General features: G+C 69.3%; 15 protein-coding genes. 13 read left to right on the plus strand and 2 right to left on the minus strand.

Annotated features, from left to right (window positions below; all coding sequences use genetic code 11):
• The first annotated feature begins 69 nt into the window (after positions 1 to 69).
• A complete protein-coding gene (locus FHR84_RS01420; protein WP_343075125.1) occupies positions 70 to 1095 on the plus strand; it encodes a beta/alpha barrel domain-containing protein in 1026 nt (341 codons plus the stop codon).
• A gap of 58 nt (positions 1096 to 1153) precedes the next feature.
• Here FHR84_RS01420 and FHR84_RS01425 read toward each other — a convergent pair whose 3' ends face one another.
• On the minus strand, positions 1154 to 1855 hold the full coding sequence (locus FHR84_RS01425) for a hypothetical protein (RefSeq protein ID WP_179533592.1): 702 nt from the start codon (positions 1853 to 1855) through the stop codon (positions 1154 to 1156).
• A gap of 283 nt (positions 1856 to 2138) precedes the next feature.
• Between FHR84_RS01425 and uvrC the strand changes: the two genes are divergently transcribed.
• From uvrC to FHR84_RS01475, 10 genes are all read left to right on the plus strand, one after another.
• On the plus strand, positions 2139 to 4379 hold the full coding sequence (uvrC, locus tag FHR84_RS01430) for an excinuclease ABC subunit UvrC (protein ID WP_179533593.1): 2241 nt from the start codon (positions 2139 to 2141) through the stop codon (positions 4377 to 4379).
• Positions 4376 to 5254, plus strand: a complete 879-nt coding sequence (rapZ, locus tag FHR84_RS01435) for an RNase adapter RapZ (protein WP_179533594.1) — start codon at positions 4376 to 4378, stop codon at positions 5252 to 5254. The genes uvrC and rapZ overlap by 4 nt, the downstream gene beginning before the upstream one ends.
• Positions 5251 to 6261, plus strand: coding sequence for a gluconeogenesis factor YvcK family protein (locus FHR84_RS01440; protein WP_179533595.1), 1011 nt, complete (start codon positions 5251 to 5253; stop codon positions 6259 to 6261). Before rapZ ends, FHR84_RS01440 begins: the two co-directional genes overlap by 4 nt.
• Positions 6252 to 7268, plus strand: coding sequence for a DNA-binding protein WhiA (gene whiA / locus FHR84_RS01445; RefSeq protein WP_142077518.1), 1017 nt, complete (start codon positions 6252 to 6254; stop codon positions 7266 to 7268). The genes FHR84_RS01440 and whiA overlap by 10 nt, the downstream gene beginning before the upstream one ends.
• A gap of 308 nt (positions 7269 to 7576) precedes the next feature.
• A complete protein-coding gene (gene gap / locus FHR84_RS01450; protein WP_179533596.1) occupies positions 7577 to 8587 on the plus strand; it encodes a type I glyceraldehyde-3-phosphate dehydrogenase in 1011 nt (336 codons plus the stop codon).
• A gap of 343 nt (positions 8588 to 8930) precedes the next feature.
• Positions 8931 to 10133: a phosphoglycerate kinase gene (locus FHR84_RS01455; RefSeq protein ID WP_179533597.1), complete on the plus strand. Its 1203-nt coding sequence runs from the start codon at positions 8931 to 8933 to the stop codon at positions 10131 to 10133.
• Between the two features lie 2 nt (positions 10134 to 10135).
• On the plus strand, positions 10136 to 10921 hold the full coding sequence (gene tpiA, locus FHR84_RS01460) for a triose-phosphate isomerase (RefSeq protein ID WP_179533598.1): 786 nt from the start codon (positions 10136 to 10138) through the stop codon (positions 10919 to 10921).
• A gap of 162 nt (positions 10922 to 11083) precedes the next feature.
• Complete coding sequence (gene secG, locus FHR84_RS01465) at positions 11084 to 11320, plus strand: preprotein translocase subunit SecG (RefSeq protein WP_017975949.1); 237 nt, start codon at positions 11084 to 11086, stop codon at positions 11318 to 11320.
• A 103-nt stretch (positions 11321 to 11423) separates the two neighbouring features.
• Positions 11424 to 11777: an RNA polymerase-binding protein RbpA gene (locus FHR84_RS01470; protein WP_179533599.1), complete on the plus strand. Its 354-nt coding sequence runs from the start codon at positions 11424 to 11426 to the stop codon at positions 11775 to 11777.
• 222 nt (positions 11778 to 11999) lie between these two features.
• Complete coding sequence (locus tag FHR84_RS01475; protein ID WP_179533600.1) at positions 12000 to 12896, plus strand: NADP-dependent oxidoreductase; 897 nt, start codon at positions 12000 to 12002, stop codon at positions 12894 to 12896.
• 451 nt (positions 12897 to 13347) lie between these two features.
• On the opposite strand, the gene FHR84_RS01480 is transcribed toward FHR84_RS01475, so the two are convergent.
• The gene (locus FHR84_RS01480; RefSeq protein ID WP_179534363.1) at positions 13348 to 14061 is read right to left on the minus strand and encodes a GntR family transcriptional regulator; all 714 of its coding nucleotides are present in this window, start codon (positions 14059 to 14061) and stop codon (positions 13348 to 13350) included.
• Positions 14062 to 14139: 78 nt separating this feature from the next.
• Between FHR84_RS01480 and FHR84_RS01485 the strand changes: the two genes are divergently transcribed.
• Positions 14140 to 15540, plus strand: coding sequence for an Nramp family divalent metal transporter (locus FHR84_RS01485; protein ID WP_179533601.1), 1401 nt, complete (start codon positions 14140 to 14142; stop codon positions 15538 to 15540).
• On the plus strand, positions 15540 to 16559 hold the full coding sequence (locus tag FHR84_RS01490) for an alcohol dehydrogenase catalytic domain-containing protein (RefSeq protein ID WP_179533602.1): 1020 nt from the start codon (positions 15540 to 15542) through the stop codon (positions 16557 to 16559). Before FHR84_RS01485 ends, FHR84_RS01490 begins: the two co-directional genes overlap by 1 nt.
• The last annotated feature ends 1 nt before the right edge of the window (position 16560 follow it).

Genomic DNA, 16560 nt, shown 5'->3' on the forward strand with positions numbered 1-16560 from the left:
CCCGGGGTGAGGGAGAATGGTCGTGGTGACACCGAACCGGGCGCCGTGCAGGCGGTGAGGAGAGAGATCGTGAGCTTGGCCCAGGAGCGCAACCTGCGGTTGGTTCGAGCCGACGAGACCGCGGGGCCACACGTGCGGTTGGGAGATGTGAAACTCCGGAACCGCCTGGTGACCTCCTCCAGTCTGCTCGGCTACGGAGTGGCCAACTCCAAGCTCATCCCGTACGGCATGAGCCCCATATCGCAGCTCGTCCCGCTGGACCGCTTCGGTGCCGTGACCACCCGCACGCTGACGGTCGAACCCCGCGAGGGGCACTTCACGACCAAGGACGTGTGGTCGCTGGGGGAGCTTCCCGGGCTGCTGAAGTACTACGGACGGGCCCTGCGGCAGGTCGACGGTGGCTGGTTGAACGCCTTCGGCTGGTGCAACGTGGGCATCGACTCCTACCTGCGGGACTACTACCCCCGCACCAGGGGGCAGAACACGATCATCTCGGTCGGGGGGTTCTCGACCGAGGAGTTCGTCACCCTGGTGGACAGGATCAACGCAGCCGTCCCGGCCGGGGAGATCGCGGCCGTCGAGTTCAACGTCTCCTGCCACAACGTCAACTTCGACTTCAACGCGATCATCGAGTCGGTGCTGGCCGAAGCCGTCCCGCGCAGCAACCACCCCGTCATCCTCAAGCTCTCCCCGGACTACGACTACCTGCAGCACGCCAAGCTGGCGGCGCGGCACGGTGTGTCCGCGCTGACCGCGATCAACACCGTGAAGGGGCTGCGGCTGGACCCGCGGACGGGAACCCCGCTGCTGGCCAACGGGTTCGGAGGACTGTCCGGCCGGGCGATCAAACCGATCGGGCTGCGGGTGATCTCCGAGCTGCGGGACGCGGGGGTGACCCTGCCGATCATCGCGACCGGGGGGATCCGCACCTTCGACGACTGCCGCGAGTACTTCTGGGCCGGAGCCGACGCGGTCAGCCTGGGCAGCGCCAGCTGGTTCGCCAGCTTCCCCGGCTACGCGCTCTCCCCGCTGTACGCCCTGCGCATCAGGTCGTTGCTGCGTCGGATGGAGAACTACCGGCCCCCGAGGCGGTAAGGCCGGGGAACCGAGGAGCTCGGGGGTGCGCCACGGCGCGAGGTGCCTGCCACCGCCCTCAGAGCTTGATGTCGGCCCCGGACCACCGGTCGGCGTAGACCATGTGGAGCTGGCTGTCCTCGCGGGGATCCGCGTGAAAGCGGAGCTCGTTGCACTGGTGCGCTCTGCCCGTCAGGGAGCGCATGCTGGGGCCTCTCGTCGCGAGATCCAGGAACCACGTGCTCAGCTCCCGGAACAGCGGTGCGTTTCCGGTGAGCAGCAGTGTTTCCGCGTGCACGTGCTGCCGCAGGGGGTGCTGGTCCATCCAGTGCTCCTCGAAGGGAAGCACGTTCTCCTCGTCCGGAACATCGCTCGCGGGAATTTCGGCCGTTTCCGGCCTGCCGCCGTCCAGCCGGGCGCGTACCTCCTTCCAGCGCGAGGGGCGGAACTGCAGACCGCGATGAAGCAGAAGCAGATCCAGCTGCGGTTCGTCCTCGGCCAGCGGACAGCACCACTCGACGCATCGCGGCCGGCACTGCGGCGTGACCGGTGTCGTCCTGCCCCGCAGCGGGATGTGCACCAGCGATCGCGGTGATCGGGCGGCCAGCAGCCAGGCCACCCCGATCCGGTGGGCGGCGCGGGCGTCGAGCCGCATGTCGAACTCACCTTTTCGGTTCCTGAAGTCCCGCAGCACCACGTTCGGCGGGGTGGGTCTGGGCCGGATCACCCGGTAGGAGTGCTTGCCGAGCCGCGCCCGGTGCACCGTGATCGGAAGTCGCATCCCGCGAATTCTTCCCCGGACCACGCGCCGCTGTCGCCCCGATTCTGGTGGGCACTCCCGCGGGCCGAACTCCTACCACCCTCGAAACCGACACCGCCGCGAGGTCTCTCGTGGTGCTCTCGCGAGGAAGGCCAGACGTGGCGTATGGCTACTCGACGTCGGGCACCCGGAGCGAGAGTCCGCGAGAGGTTCCGCCACCTGCACCGCCACGCGGAAGGCCCCGTCGCTCCATCTCTGGAGTGGTCTTGGTCAACGCCGTCACCGGCGCACGTAGGCTGGGGGCGTGGCCGATCCGTCCACCTACCGACCAGCTCCGGGAACCATCCCGTCCTCGCCCGGCGTGTACCGCTTCCACGACGGCGACGGACGGGTCATCTACGTCGGCAAGGCGAAGAACCTGCGCAGCAGGCTCGCCGCGTACTTCGCCGATCTGTCCGCCCTGCACCCGCGCACGCGGCGGATGGTGACCACGGCGACCGGTGTCCAGTGGACCGTGGTCAACACCGAGGTGGAGGCGCTGCAACTGGAGTACTCCTGGATCAAGGAGTTCGATCCCAAGTTCAACGTCCGCTACCGCGACGACAAGTCCTACCCGGTGCTGGCCGTGACGCTGCACGAGGAGTTCCCGAGGCTGCACGTCTACCGCGGTCCGCGCAAGAAGGGGGTGCGTTACTTCGGTCCCTACGCGCACGCCTGGGCCATCAGGGAGACCCTGGACATGCTGCTGCGGGTCTTTCCGGCGCGTACCTGCTCCAACGGTGTGTTCAAACGGCACGCCCAGATGGGGCGTCCCTGCCTGCTCGGCTACATCGACAAGTGCTCGGCCCCCTGCGTGGGGCGGGTCGACGCCGCGGAGCACCGCCGCGTGGTGGACGAGTTCTGCGATTTCCTGTCCGGGCGCTCCGACGCGATGATGCGCAGGTTGCAGCGCCGGATGGAGGACGCCTCCGCCGAACTCGACTTCGAGCGCGCGGCCCGGCTGCGGGACGATCTGGAGGCCCTGCGGCACGCGATGGAGAAGCAGGCCGTGGTGCTCGGGGACGGTACCGACGCCGATGTGGCCGCCTTCGCCGAGGACGAGCTCGCCGCCGCCGTTCAGGTTTTCCACGTGCGCGGCGGCCGGGTCCGCGGCCAGCGCGGGTGGGTCATCGACAAGGTCGAGCAGACCGGTACGCCCGAGCTGGTGGAGCAGTTCCTCACCCAGTTCTACGGTGAGCAGGCAGCGCTGGCGGACCAGGCAGACGCGGGCGGGGGCAGTCCGGTTCCCCGCGAGGTGCTGGTGCCCGAGCTGCCGGAGGACTCGCGGGCCGTCGGCCAGTGGCTCGGTGAGCTGCGGGGGAGCAAGGTCGCGTTGCGGGTCCCGCAGCGGGGGGACAAGCGGACCCTGCTGGACACGGTGCGGCGCAACGCCGAGGAGGCGTTCGCCCAGTACAAACTGCGCAGGGCGGGCGACATCAGCGCGCGCTCAGCCGCGTTGCAGGAGTTGCAGGAGGCGCTCGGGCTGGACAGCGCACCGCTGCGGATCGAGTGCGTGGACGTGAGCCACGTGCAGGGCAGCGATGTGGTCGCCTCGCTCGTCGTGTTCGAGGACGGGGTGGCGCGCAAGTCCGAGTACCGGCGTTTCTCGGTGCGCGGGGGGTCGGAGGGCGGTGACACCGCCGCGATCGCCGAGGTGGTGCGGCGCAGGTTCGAACGTTATCTCCGGGAGGCCGGTGACGGGGAGCCCGCGGCTTCGCTGACGCCCCAGGGGGTTCAGCCGGACGCGACCACCAGGGCGGGTGAGGCCGCCGGTGGGGCCGACGGAGCCGAAGCGGAGTCGGACTCCGAGGAGGGGGAGGCCGTTCCCGCGGGGGTGGACCCGGAGACCGGCAAGCCGCGCAAGTTCGCCTACCCGCCGAACCTGCTCGTGGTGGACGGCGGGGCCCCGCAGGCCAACGCGGCCGCTGACGAGCTCGCCGAGCTGGGCATCACCGATGTCGCCGTGGTCGGTCTGGCCAAGCGGTTGGAGGAGGTGTGGCCTCCTGCCGAGCCGGCTCCGGTGATTCTGCCCCGCACCAGCGAGGCGCTGTACCTGCTGCAGCGGGTGCGGGACGAGGCGCACCGCTTCGCGGTCAGCTACCACCGCAAGAAGCGCTCCGCGCGGATGAGCGGTTCCCGGCTCGACGGTGTTCCGGGGCTGGGTGAGACGCGGAAGAAGGCACTGCTCAGGCATTTCGGTTCGGTGCGCAAGATTCGTCGTGCCACTATCGAGGAAATAACCGCCGTTCCCGGGTTCGGGAACCGATTGGCCGAAGCGGTGCACCACGCCCTGTCGGACGATCGGGACACGGCCGGGACCTCGGACGACGGGAGCTCGGAGGACGAGAACTCGGACGGCGGGGAGCACGTGCGGAACGAGGGGACGACGGTGTCCGGGCCGGTCGAGGACGGCACCACCGCGGAGCCGGGCTCGTCCGACCGGACGTCCCGGGAAGAGGCCCGGGACACGACGGGGGAAGACGGTACTCAGGGGGTTGAGCAGTGACCGAGGAGAAGACGGGCATGGAGGTCGCGGTCGTGAGCGGGCTCTCCGGCGCCGGACGCAGCACCGCGGCCAAGTGCCTGGAGGATCTCGGGTGGTTCGTGGTGGACAACCTGCCTCCGGAGCTGATCTCCACGATGGTGGAACTCGGTGCCCGTTCGAGTGATGCGGTCACCAGGGTCGCCGTGGTGATGGACGTGCGCAGCCGCGCTTTCACCGAGGACCTCGGTTCGGTGATCAAGGATCTGGACGCCCGCGGCTACAAGCCGAGGGTGCTGTTCCTCGAGGCCACCGACGAGGTGCTGGTGCGTCGCTTCGAGCAGGTGCGCCGCGGCCATCCCCTGCAGGGCGAGGGCAGGCTCGCCGACGGGATCGCGGCCGAGCGTTCCCTGCTGTCCAAACTGCGTGCGGAGGCCGATCTGGTTCTGGACACCACCGGGCTGTCGGTGCACCAGCTGCGCACGAAGATCGAGGACGCGTTCGGTACCGAGGCGAGCACCAGGACCAGGGTTACCGTGCTCTCCTTCGGCTACAAGTACGGGCTCCCGATGGACGCTGACCTGGTGATGGACTGCCGGTTCCTGCCGAACCCGTTCTGGATCCCCGAGCTGCGCGACTTCGACGGCAGGCAGGACCAGGTACGCAACTACGTCCTCGGTCAGGAGGGCGCCGAGGAGTTCCTCGGGAACTACCAGCAGCTGCTGCGACTGGTCGGAACCGGGTACCAGCGTGAGGGCAAGCGCTACCTGACGCTCGCCATGGGGTGCACGGGCGGAAAGCACCGCAGCGTGGTGCTCACCGAGGAACTCGCGAGGAGACTTTCCGAGGAGGAAGGTTTGACGGTCAAGACGGTTCACCGCGATCTGGGGCGCGAATGAGTACTCCCGAGTCAGGGGTTTCCGGCGAACGGGAATCGCGTCCGCTGCGTGCCGTCGCCCTCGGCGGTGGTCACGGGCTCCAGGTGAGCCTCGCGGCGCTGCGCCGCATAACCACCGACATCACCGCCGTGGTCACCGTGGCCGACGACGGTGGCTCCTCCGGGCGGTTGCGCCGTGAGCTCGGGATGCTGCCTCCCGGCGACCTGCGCAAGGCGCTCTCCGCGCTGTCCTCCGAGGAGGAATCCGGCCGCACCTGGTCGCGGCTGTTCGAGCACCGCTTCGGCGGCAACGGCGTCCTCGCCGGGCACGCGGTGGGCAACCTGGTCTTCGCCGGTCTGCTGGAGGTGCTCGGCGATCCGATAGCCGTCCTCGACGAGGCCTGCGAGCTGCTCGGCGTGCAGGGGCGGGTGCTTCCCATGTCGGTCGAGCCGCTGGACATGGAGGCCGATGTCGTCGGGCTGGACGAGGACAGGGAAGCCGTACGCACGATCAGGGGCCAGGTGGCCATCGCCAGCACACCGGGGCGGGTCAAGCGCGTCCGGCTCGACGCGGTGAACGGTCAGGCGCACCAGCCGCGGGCCGCGCAGGAGGCCGTGCGGGCGGTGCTCGACGCGGACGTGGTGTTGCTGGGCCCGGGGTCCTGGTTCACCAGCGTGCTGCCGCACCTGCTCGTCCCCGAGCTCCGGGACGCCTTGGTCAGCACCGCCGCTCAGCGGATCGTGGTACTCAATCTTGTCCCGCAACCGGGTGAAACCGCGGATTTTTCTCCGGAGCAGCATCTCGACGTGATCTCGGAACACGCACCGAAATTGCGGGTGGACGCGGTTCTGGCCGACAAGGACGCGGTTCCCACCCCCGATCGACTTCGTGCTGCGGCGAGCGCGCTTGGTGCGCAGACTTTGCTTGATCGAGTCGCCGCTGCATCGGCTTCGGGGAGACACGAACCGGATGCTCTCGCGGCGAGTCTGACAGCCGCACTGGAGAGGAGGACGGACCGGTGGCGATGACCGCGGCGGTCAAGGACGAACTGAGCAGGTTGCCGACGACCAAGGCCTGCTGCCGCAGAGCCGAGGTGTCCTCGTTGTTGCGTTTCGCCGGCGGGCTGCATCTCGTCGGAGGACGAATCGTGGTGGAGGCGGAGCTCGACTCGGGCTCCACCGCGCGCAGGCTGCGTCGCGAACTGCACGAGCTGTACGGGTATCACTCCGATGTGCACGTGATCACCTCGGGGGGCCTGCGCAAGGGCACCCGTTACGTGGTGCGCGTGGTCCGCGAGGGTGAGGGGCTGGCGCGGCAGACCGGGCTGCTCGATCCGCGTGGGCGTCCGGTGCGCGGACTTCCCTCGCACGTGGTCGCGGGCGGGGTCTGCGACGCCGAGGCGGCCTGGCGGGGAGCCTTCCTCGCGCACGGTTCGCTGACCGAACCCGGCCGGTCCTCGGCGTTGGAGGTCACCTGCCCGGGCCCGGAGGCCGCGCTCGCCCTGGTCGGGGCGGCGCGCAGGATCGAGGTGCAGGCCCGCTCCCGTGAGGTGCGTGGTACCGATCGGGTGGTCGTGCGGGACGGCGATGCCATCGGCGCGCTGCTGACCCGTCTCGGGGCGCACAACAGCGTGATGACCTGGGAGGAGCGGCGGGTGCGCCGTGAGGTGCGCGCCACGGCCAACAGGCTGGCCAACTTCGACGACGCCAACCTGCGCCGTTCCGCGCGCGCGGCGGTGGCCTCTGCAGCCAGGGTGGAACGTGGACTGGAACTGCTCGGCAGCTCGATTCCCGAGCACCTGCTGGTCGCGGGCAGGCTCCGGCTCGCGCACCGGCAGGCCTCGCTGGAGGAGCTGGGGCAGTTGGCGGACCCGCCCATGACCAAGGACGCCGTCGCGGGGCGGATCCGGCGGCTGCTTGCCATGGCCGACAAGCGCGCGCGGGAGTTGAACCTGCCGGACACCGAGTCAGCGGTGACCGCTGAGCTGCTGGAGTCCGGGGTCGACGGGATGCTGGGCGAGGAGCAGCACAGTTGAACGCGGCGCCGAGGTGGCTCGTGCCGCCGGGAGCGGGTGATCTCCCGGCGGCGCACCACCGGCGTCTCCGGGGCACCGGTTCCCGGGGACTGGGAAAAACGGTTTCGCGCTCCTCGGCCCGATCCGGGCGTCCCGTGGCGCGAGCCCGTGGGCAGGCGATTCCGTCCGGGTGACGTTGGTGGGACTCGCCGTCGCGGCGTCTCCCTGATGCGCACGCGGGCCGTCGTGGGCGATAGGGTCTGAAGTGAGTCCATACAACCGCCCACCTGCCGATGATTCGGCACGGTAAGTCGCGAGGAGAGATCGGCGTGACCGTTCGCGTAGGTATCAACGGCTTCGGCCGGATCGGACGCAACTTCTGGCGTGCGGCACTTGCAAGCGAGCACGATGTCGAGGTCGTGGCCGCGAACGACCTGGGCGACGTCGCGACCATGGCGCACCTGCTCAAGTACGACAGCGTGCTCGGTCAGCTTTCCGAAGAAGTCACCGTGGTCGACGACGGGATCAAGGTCGGTGGCAGGACCATCAAGATCCTCGCCGAGAAGGATCCGGGCAACCTGCCCTGGTCGGATCTGGGTGTCGACGTGGTCGTCGAGTCCACCGGCCTGTTCACCAAGGCCGAGGACGCCCGCAAGCACGTGGACCAGGGAGGCGCGAAGAAGGTTCTCGTTTCCGCCCCGGCCAAGGGCGAGGACCTGACCATGGTGCTCGGCGTCAACGACGACTCCTACGACGGGTCGCAGACCGTGCTGTCGAACGCCTCCTGCACCACCAACTGCCTGGCGCCGATGGCCAAGGTGCTCAACGACAACTTCGGCATCGAGTACGGCCAGATGACCACGGTCCACGCCTACACGGCGGACCAGAACCTGCAGGACGGGCCGCACAAGGACCTGCGCAGGGCGCGTGCGGCCGCGCTCAACGTGATCCCGACCAGCACCGGTGCGGCGAAGGCGATCGGCCTGGTGCTGCCCGAGCTCAACGGCAAGTTGGACGGCTACGCCATGCGCGTGCCGGTTCCGACCGGCTCCGTCACCGACCTGACCGCCACGCTGAACTCCAGCGTCACCGAGGAGCAGGTCAACGAGGCGTTCCGGGCCGCGGCCGCGGAGGGCTCGCTCAAGGGCGTCCTCCGGTACAGCGAGGACCCGATCGTGTCCAGTGACATCGCGGGCGACCCCGCCTCGACGATCTTCGACGCACCGCTGACCAAGGTGATCGGGAACCAGGTGAAGATCGTCGGCTGGTACGACAACGAGTGGGGCTACTCCAACCGGCTGGTGGACGTGGTCAACCTCGTGGGATCGAAGATTTCCTGAATCGCCTCCGGCCCCGGCAGCCTCCGCTGCCGGGGCCTTCTCAGCAGTGCTCCGGCCCCGGCCCGCTCGAACCGCCGCCCTCGTGGTCGCACCGCGCCGCGGGGACGAAGCCGGTCACCGAGCCGGCGCCTCGTGGTCCCGGTCCGCGCTCCCGGGGTGCGGCGGCAGGGGGCGCGGAAGCGCTTCGCAGCGGGGTTTTCCGCTCGGGGTGCGGCCGCTACCGGATGTCGGGACACCCGCGGCGAGAGCCCGCGAGTGGGTCCGCCGAGTGGCCGCCCACGACAACCGAAGCGGAAAATCTCCATCAGCAACCAACGGTGTATTCCCCTGGAGGAGCCGCAGCGTGAAGAATCTCGACGACCTGTTGGGCGAGGGGGTTCAGGGCAGGAACGTACTGGTGCGTGCCGACCTGAACGTCCCGCTGGACGGCGAAACCATCACCGACGACGGCAGGGTGCGCGCCGCGCTCCCGACGATCGAGAAGCTGACCTCGGCCGGGGCACGCGTGGTGCTCGCCGCGCACCTCGGCAGGCCGGAGGGTGCGCCGGACACCCGTTATTCGCTCGCCCCGGTGGCGCGCAGGCTCGGTGAGCTGCTCGGTTCCGAGGTCGCGCTGGCCGACGACGTGGTCGGCTCGTCGGCGCACGAGGTCGTGGGCGGGCTGGCCGACGGCCGGGTCGCCATGCTGCAGAACGTGCGTTTCGACCCGAGGGAGACCAGCAAGGACGACGCGGAGCGGGGCGAGCTGGCCGACGCCCTCGTCGAGGTGGTCGGGAACTCGGCCGCCTTCGTCTCGGACGGCTTCGGCGTGGTCCACCGCAAGCAGGCCTCGGTCTACGATCTCGCTACCAAGCTGCCCTGCTACGCGGGTGGGCTGGTGCTCGACGAGGTCGAGGTGCTGCGGACGCTGACCGGCGACCCGCGGCGGCCCTATGTCGTGCTGCTCGGCGGCTCCAAGGTCTCGGACAAGATCGAGGTCATCAACGCCCTGCTGCCGAAGGTGGACAGGCTGGTCATCGGCGGTGGCATGGCCTACACCTTCCTCGCCGCGCTGGGCAACTCCGTGGGCGATTCGCTGCTGCAGCAGGATCAGATCGCCACCACCAAGCAGTTGCTGGACGAGCACGGCGACAAGCTGGTGCTGCCGGTGGACGTGGTGGTCGCCGACCGCTTCGCCGACGACGCGAACACCCAGGTGGTCCCGTCCGACGCCATCCCGCGGGGCTGGCAGGGGCTGGACATCGGTCCGCGCACCGTCGAGCGCTACACCGAGATCCTCGGGTCGGCGAGCACCGTGTTCTGGAACGGCCCGACCGGCGTGTTCGAGTTCTCGAACTTCGCCGAGGGGACCCGCGGGGTGGCCAAGGCGATCGCCGACTCCGACGCGTTCAGCGTCGTCGGCGGCGGTGACTCCGCGGCCGCCGTCCGCACGCTCGGTCTGGACGAGCAGCGGTTCTCGCACATCTCCACCGGAGGCGGGGCCTCGCTGGAGTTCCTCGAGGGTAAGAAGCTGCCCGGTGTGGCCGTACTGGAAGGCGAGGTCTGATCATGTCCAGGCAACCGTTGCTGGCGGGCAACTGGAAGATGAACCTCAACCACCTCGAGGCGATCGCTCTGGTGCAGAAGATCGCCTTCGCCCTGCCGGAGAAGTACTTCGACAAGGTCGAGGTGGCCGTGCTGCCCCCCTTCACCGATCTGCGCAGCGTGCAGACCCTGATCGACGGGGACAAGCTGCTGCTCCGCCACGGGGCCCAGGACGTCTCGCCGCACGACTCGGGGGCCTACACCGGCGACGTTTCCGCCCCGATGCTGGCCAAGCTCGGCTGCGACTACGTCGTCACGGGCCACTCCGAACGTCGTGAGCACCACGGTGAGACCGACGAGACCGTCAACCGGAAGACGCGGGCCGTGCTCAAGCACGAGATGACGCCGATCCTGTGCGTGGGCGAGCCGCTCGACGTCCGCGAGGCGGGCGACCACGTGCGGCACTGCACGAGCCAGCTCATCGAGGGCCTGAAGGGGCTCAAGCAGGAGCAGGTCGCGCGTGCCGTGATCGCCTACGAGCCGGTTTGGGCCATCGGCACCGGCAAGGTGGCCACCTCCGAGGACGCCCAGGAGGTCTGCGCGGCCCTGCGGGGCGCTCTGGTGGACAAGTACGGTTCGGAGATCGCCGAGCAGGTCCGTATCCTGTACGGGGGTTCGGTCAAGTCCAGCAACATCTCCGAGCTGCTGGGCCAGGGCGATGTGGACGGCGCCCTGGTCGGCGGTGCGAGTCTCAACGGCGACGAGTTCGCCAAGATGAGCGCGATGGCAGCGGGTGGACCACTGCCGTGAACGATTCCGCGGCGGACGGTCGCAAGGGCCGTCCGCCGGGAAGCGCTGTGAAAACGGTCGGAGTCCGGCCTGCCGCGTGAGCACGCTGATGCGAACTGCTGCCCCACGGTGGGTGGCCGATTCGGTAGGCTTGCCACGAACCGTGGTGTGAACGAGGACGATATGACACTTTTGCTGCAGATCATGGTCCTGCTGACCAGCATCATGCTGGTGCTGCTCGTGCTGCTGCACCGTGCGAAGGGCGGCGGGCTCTCCTCGCTGTTCGGCGGCGGTGTGCAGTCCAACCTCGCCGGGTCCAGTGTCGCGGAGAAGAACCTGGACAGGATGACGTTGTTCGTCATCGCGCTGTGGGTGATCTCGATCATTGGAACCGGGCTGTTGATCAAGATGAGCGCCTGACGGGACGCGGTCGGGCGGTTCCGGCCGTCCGACCGCTTCGATCTGCGGTCTCGGTCCACCCGGTTTCGGTCCGTTCAAAGGCGGGTACGGTGGGTGAAAGCTGATGACTGGCGGTAATGCGATACGTGGTATGCGGCTCGGCTCCGGAACGATCAGCGGTGATGTGGAGCGGGGGGAGTCGGCGCCTCGCCAGCGAGTGGAGTACTGGTGCGACAACGGGCACCGGGTGGAACCCTCCTTCGCCGCGGATGCGCGGGTCCCCGAGATCTGGGAGTGCACGCAGTGCGGTCTTCCGGCGGGGCGTGACAGGGAGAACCCGCCCTCGCCGAAGCGCAACGAGCCGTACAAGAGCCATCTCGCCTATGTGAAGGAACGGCGCAGTGACGCCGACGGGATGGAACTGCTGGACGAGGCGTTGAGCAGGTTGCGGGATCGGCGCGGTCGGTCCGAGCGGTGAGCGGTCCCGACGGGTGAGTTCCGCCGGGCCGGTTTCGCAGCCCGGCCGGTGTGTTCCGCCGCGGTGGAGGCACGGATGTCGACGTGCCTCCACCGTTTTTTCGTTCCGGGGTCCGGCCGGGAGCGGCAGCCGGTGCGGGAGGTGTCCGCGCGTGGCGGGACCGGAGTTTTCGTGAGAGTTTGGCGCCGGAAAGCGATGTCACGGTTCCGGGAAGGAAAGCACATGCGCGCCATCCAGTTCTCCGACTACGGGTCTTCGGAAGTGTTGAAGCTCGTGGAGGTGGGCGTTCCGGAACCGGGGGCGGGACAGGTCCGTGTCGCTGTTCGCGTGGCCGGGGTCAATCCGCTGGACTGGAAGCTTCGCAGCGGTGTGATGACCGAGCTCTCCCTGCCGCGGCGCCCTGGTATGGAGTTGGCCGGTGTGGTCGACGCCGTGGGGGCGTCCGCCTCCTTCGAGGTGGGTGACGAGGTGTTCGGGTGGGCCGAGACCGGTTCCTACGCCGAGTACGCCCTGGCCTCGCTGGTGGCCCGCAAGCCGGCCGAACTGTCGTGGCGGGACGCCGCCGCCCTGCCGGTGGCGGGGGCGACCGCGCTGCGGGTGCTGCGGCAGCTGGAGCTCCGGGAGGGCGAGGTGCTGCTGCTGCACGGGGCGAGCGGGGCGGTCGGCCGGTTCGCCACGCAGCTCGCCGTGGACCTGGGGGCGACGGTGATCGGCACGGCCGGTGAGCAGCGTTTCGAGGACCTCCGTTCGCTGGGGGCGACGCCGGTGGCCTACGGCGCGGGGCTGGTCGAGCGGGTACGGGAGATCACTTCTCGGGTGGACGCGGTGTTCGACGCGGCGGGCCAGAACGTGCTGCCGGAGTCGGTGAAGCTGCGCGGCACCACCGACAGGGTCATCACCATCGCAGATCCGCGGGCCTCCGAGCTGGGGGTGACCTTCTCGAGCGGGGGGTCCGGGGAGCGGAGCTCGGAGCTGCTGGACGAGATCGTCGAGCGCGTCGTCGCGGGGAAGCTGAGCGTGCGGCACGCGCGGGCGTACCCGTTGAGCGAGGCGGCCGCGGCCCAGGACGACAGCGAGACCGGCCACAGCGGCGGCAAGATCACGCTCGACGTCGTGTGATCCGCAGCGTAGCCCTCTGCGGAGCTTCGTGCGCCTGGTCGGGTGGTTGCTTAGCCGTCGCGTGAGTCGGCGCCTTGCTGCGTTGGGCCGCTCTTGAGTGGCGGCCTACGCGGCGAGCGGCCCGGCCTTGCGATGCATCCGACTCGCGCACCGGAGCTTCTCGTTCCAGGTAGGTTGAAGCGCTCGCGTCGACCGAGGCCTTTCGCCGGAAGTGCGCAGCGTTCTCCTGCGGCGCGGGCAGCGCCGAGCTGCCGGAAGAAGGACACCGTCCAACGCGAGTGCTTACGAGCCTGCGCAACCCGACCGACCGCGGGTTCTCTCGTGGTGCTCTCGCGAGGAAGGCCCGACGTGGCGTGTGGCTACTCGATGTCGGGCCTGGCCGGAGCGAGAGCCCGCGAGAGGTTCCGCCACCCGCGCCGCCAACGCAGAAAGAGCAGCCGACCCTCCAGTCCTAAGCGAGATAGGCCTTGCGCACGGGGCGGGTGGGTCCACTGGTGAAGTACTCGGGTGTTCTCGCCTTGACCGCGTCGATGTCGTGGAAGACCTCGCGGAGGTGCGAGCGGAGGGCTTCTTCCGCGGCTTCCGGGGGGCCGGACTCGAGCTGGTCGACGATCTCCGTGTGTTGCTCCAGCATCCGCTCCAGGGTGTCGGCGATGGGCAGGCACGCCCGACGAGCTCGGTCGAGGTGCGCCTTGGCCGAGCTGACCACGTCCCAGGCGGCCTCGTGGTTGGCCAGCCGCAGCATCGTGGCGTGCAGCGTCTCGTCCAGCTCGAAGAACCGGTCGACGTCCCGCGCTTTCACGGCCAGCTGCTGTTGTTCGAGGTTCTCCCGGAGCTTTTTCAACTGGGGCCGTTCGATGGTCAGGGTCAGTTCGCGGAAGGAGGCCAGTTCCAGCGCTTCGCGGATGAACTGCGCGTCGGCCACCGCTGTCGGGTCGATCCGGGAGACGAAGGTGCCCACTTGGGGGTAGATCTCCACCAGGCCGTCGTTGGAGAGCAGGATGAGCGCCTCGCGGACGGGTGTGCGGCTCACGCTCAGTTCGGCGGCCAGCTCGTTCTCCGCGATACCACTTCCCGGTTCGAGAGTCAGATCGAGGATGCGGCGCCGCACCTCGGCTGTGGCCAGGTCGCGTGAGGTCCTCGTGCTGTTGTTTCGTGAGCGCATCACCGGTGCATCCTATTGACGAAACGCTAGTGTGGTTCTACTAATATACTAGCATATTGCCGCCTCGCCGGAGTTCGAATGACTACCGAGACATCCACGTCGGCACGGGATCCCTACGTGCTGACCTCCGATGAAGTGAAGGAACCACCAGCGGGCTGGCGTGGATCGTTGCGCTTCCTGGGTCCGGGGCTGATCCTGAGCGCATCCATCGTCGGCTCTGGGGAGTTGATCGCCACGACGGCGCTGGGCGCCGAGGCCGGCTTCGCGCTGCTCTGGTTGGTCGTGTTCAGCACGCTGGTCAAGGTGGCGGTGCAGGTCGAGCTCGGGCGCTGGTCGATCGTGACCGGGCAGACCGCTCTGGAGGGTTACAACAAGGTGCCGCCGCGTTTCCGCGGTCTCGGCTGGATCAGCCTGCTGTGGATCCTGATGGCGGTCGTCAAGGTGCTTCAGGTCGGTGGTGTCGTCGGCGGCCTGGCGGCGGCCCTGAGCATCCTGATGCCCGTCGGTTCCGGCCCGTTGGAGTTCACCTCGCTGGCGATCTGGACCGCCGTGGTGGTCGTCGCCGCGATCGTGTCGCTGTACTCCAACAAGTACACCCTCATCGAGCGCGGCGCCGTCGGACTGACGGTGATCTTCGTGCTGATCACCTGCGTGATCGCCTTCGGGCTGCCGTTCACCGAGGTCGGCTACGGGCTCGCGGAAGTGCGCACCGGCCTGAGCTTCACGATCCCCGGTGGTGCGGTCGGCGCGGCGATCGCCATGTTCGGGCTCACCGGCGTCACCTCGGACGAGATCACCTACTACACCTACTGGTGCATCGAGAAGGGCTACGCCCGCTGGGTGGGTCCGAACGACGGCACTCCCGAGTGGCGCGAGCGTGCCAGGGGCTGGATCAGGGTGATGTACCGGGACGCCTTGTTGTCCTGGGTCGTCTACACGGTCGGCACGATGGCGTTCTTCGTCATGGGCGCGGCCGTGCTGCACCCGGCCGGGCTGGTGCCCGAGGGCAACGACATGATCACCACGCTGTCCCGCACCTACACCGAGACGCTGGGCGAGTGGGCGAGCACGGCCTACCTGCTGGGCGCGGTGGCGGTGCTCGGCTCCACGCTGTGGGCGGCCCTTCCGAGCTGGACCCGTGTCGCCGCGAACGCGGTCTCCGTCTGCGGTGGGTTCGACTGGCGCGACACCGCACGCCGCACGTGGTGGATGCGCGCGTTCACAGTCGTGTTCCCGATCACCTGGGGAGCCGCTTACCTGTACTTCAGCTCCCCGGTGTTCATGGTCCAGACCGGCGGTTTCATCGGAGGGGTCTTCCTGATCGCGGTGACCGTGGCCACCTGGTACCTGCGCAGGAACGAGGTGGACGAGGGCCTGCGGGGTGGCAGGTGGTTCTCGGTGGCTCTGACGGTCAGCAGCCTGCTCATCGTCGGGCTCGGCGTCTACACGGCGATCAGCGTTTTCGGGGGTGGGAACTGATGAATCGGACGATGAGCGCCGCGGTGCTGCACGGTGCCGGGGACCTGCGGGTCGAGCAGCGCGCCGTGCCGCGGGCATCCGCGGGCCAGGCGCTGCTCGCGGTCGGTCACGTGGGGTTGTGCGGTTCCGACGTGCACTACTACCGGGACGGCCGCAACGGGAACAACGAGCTCCGCGCGCCCGCGGTGCTCGGCCACGAGATCGGCGGGAGGGTCGTCGAGGTCGGCCCGGAGGTCCCGGACGAGCTCGTGGGCGGGACGGTGGTGGTCGAACCGGCGGTGCCCTGCCGTCACTGCTCGTTGTGCACGGCGGGTCGCTACAACCTCTGCGGGAACGGCCACTGCCTCGGATCGCCGCCCAGCGACGGCGGGCTGGCCGAGTACCTCGCCGTGGACGCCGCCCAGCTGCACCGGGCGCCCGAGGGGCTGCCCGCGGCGGCAGTCCCCTCGCTCGAACCGCTCGCCGTCGCGGTGCACGCGCTGCGCCGCACCGGCTTCGCCCCCGGACAGTCCGTGCTGGTGACCGGGGCCGGACCGGTCGGCCTGCTGGTGGCCCAGGTCGCGCTCGCCTGGGGCGCCCGCCGGGTGACGATATCCGATGTGGACGAATCGCGTCTGGAGGTCGCCCGAGCGGTCGGCGTCGAGCGCGCCTTCCGCCCGGACGAGCTCGACGGGCTCCGCGTGGAACGCACGCTGGAGTGCTCCGGGGCGGTGTCCGCTCTGGACACCGGTGTGGCGGCGACCGTCCCCGGAGGTCGGCTGGGGCTGGTCGGCACCGTTCCCGACGAGGCGGTGCGGGCGCGCCTGGCTCCGGTGCAGCGCTACGAGATCGACCTGGTGGGCGCGTTCCGGTACGCGGGCGGCTTCCCCGAGGCGATCCGGCTGGTCGAGGACGGAGCCGTGGACCTCGTCGCGCTCGGCACGGCGAACTACCCCCTGGAACGCGCTGCCGAGGCCCTCGGCCGGGCGAGCGGCGGTACCGGGGTCAAAACGACCGTCGAATGCACCACGGAAAGGTGAG

The sequence above is a fragment of the Actinopolyspora biskrensis genome, from assembly GCF_013408175.1.
In the GTDB taxonomy this organism is placed as follows: domain Bacteria; phylum Actinomycetota; class Actinomycetes; order Mycobacteriales; family Pseudonocardiaceae; genus Actinopolyspora; species Actinopolyspora biskrensis.

What these genes read in the sequence shown, in the direction of transcription:
- FHR84_RS01425 (WP_179533592.1), bottom strand. Translation starts at nt 1,855, where the DNA reads ATGCGACTTCCGATCACGGTGCACCGGGCGCGGCTCGGCAAGCACTCC.
- FHR84_RS01440 (WP_179533595.1), top strand. Translation starts at nt 5,251, where the DNA reads ATGAGTACTCCCGAGTCAGGGGTTTCCGGCGAACGGGAATCGCGTCCG.
- tpiA (WP_179533598.1), top strand. Translation starts at nt 10,136, where the DNA reads ATGTCCAGGCAACCGTTGCTGGCGGGCAACTGGAAGATGAACCTCAAC.
- secG (WP_017975949.1), top strand. Translation starts at nt 11,084, where the DNA reads ATGACACTTTTGCTGCAGATCATGGTCCTGCTGACCAGCATCATGCTG.
- FHR84_RS01470 (WP_179533599.1), top strand. Translation starts at nt 11,424, where the DNA reads ATGACTGGCGGTAATGCGATACGTGGTATGCGGCTCGGCTCCGGAACG.
- FHR84_RS01475 (WP_179533600.1), top strand. Translation starts at nt 12,000, where the DNA reads ATGCGCGCCATCCAGTTCTCCGACTACGGGTCTTCGGAAGTGTTGAAG.
- FHR84_RS01480 (WP_179534363.1), bottom strand. Translation starts at nt 14,061, where the DNA reads ATGCGCTCACGAAACAACAGCACGAGGACCTCACGCGACCTGGCCACA.
- FHR84_RS01485 (WP_179533601.1), top strand. Translation starts at nt 14,140, where the DNA reads ATGACTACCGAGACATCCACGTCGGCACGGGATCCCTACGTGCTGACC.
- FHR84_RS01490 (WP_179533602.1), top strand. Translation starts at nt 15,540, where the DNA reads ATGAATCGGACGATGAGCGCCGCGGTGCTGCACGGTGCCGGGGACCTG.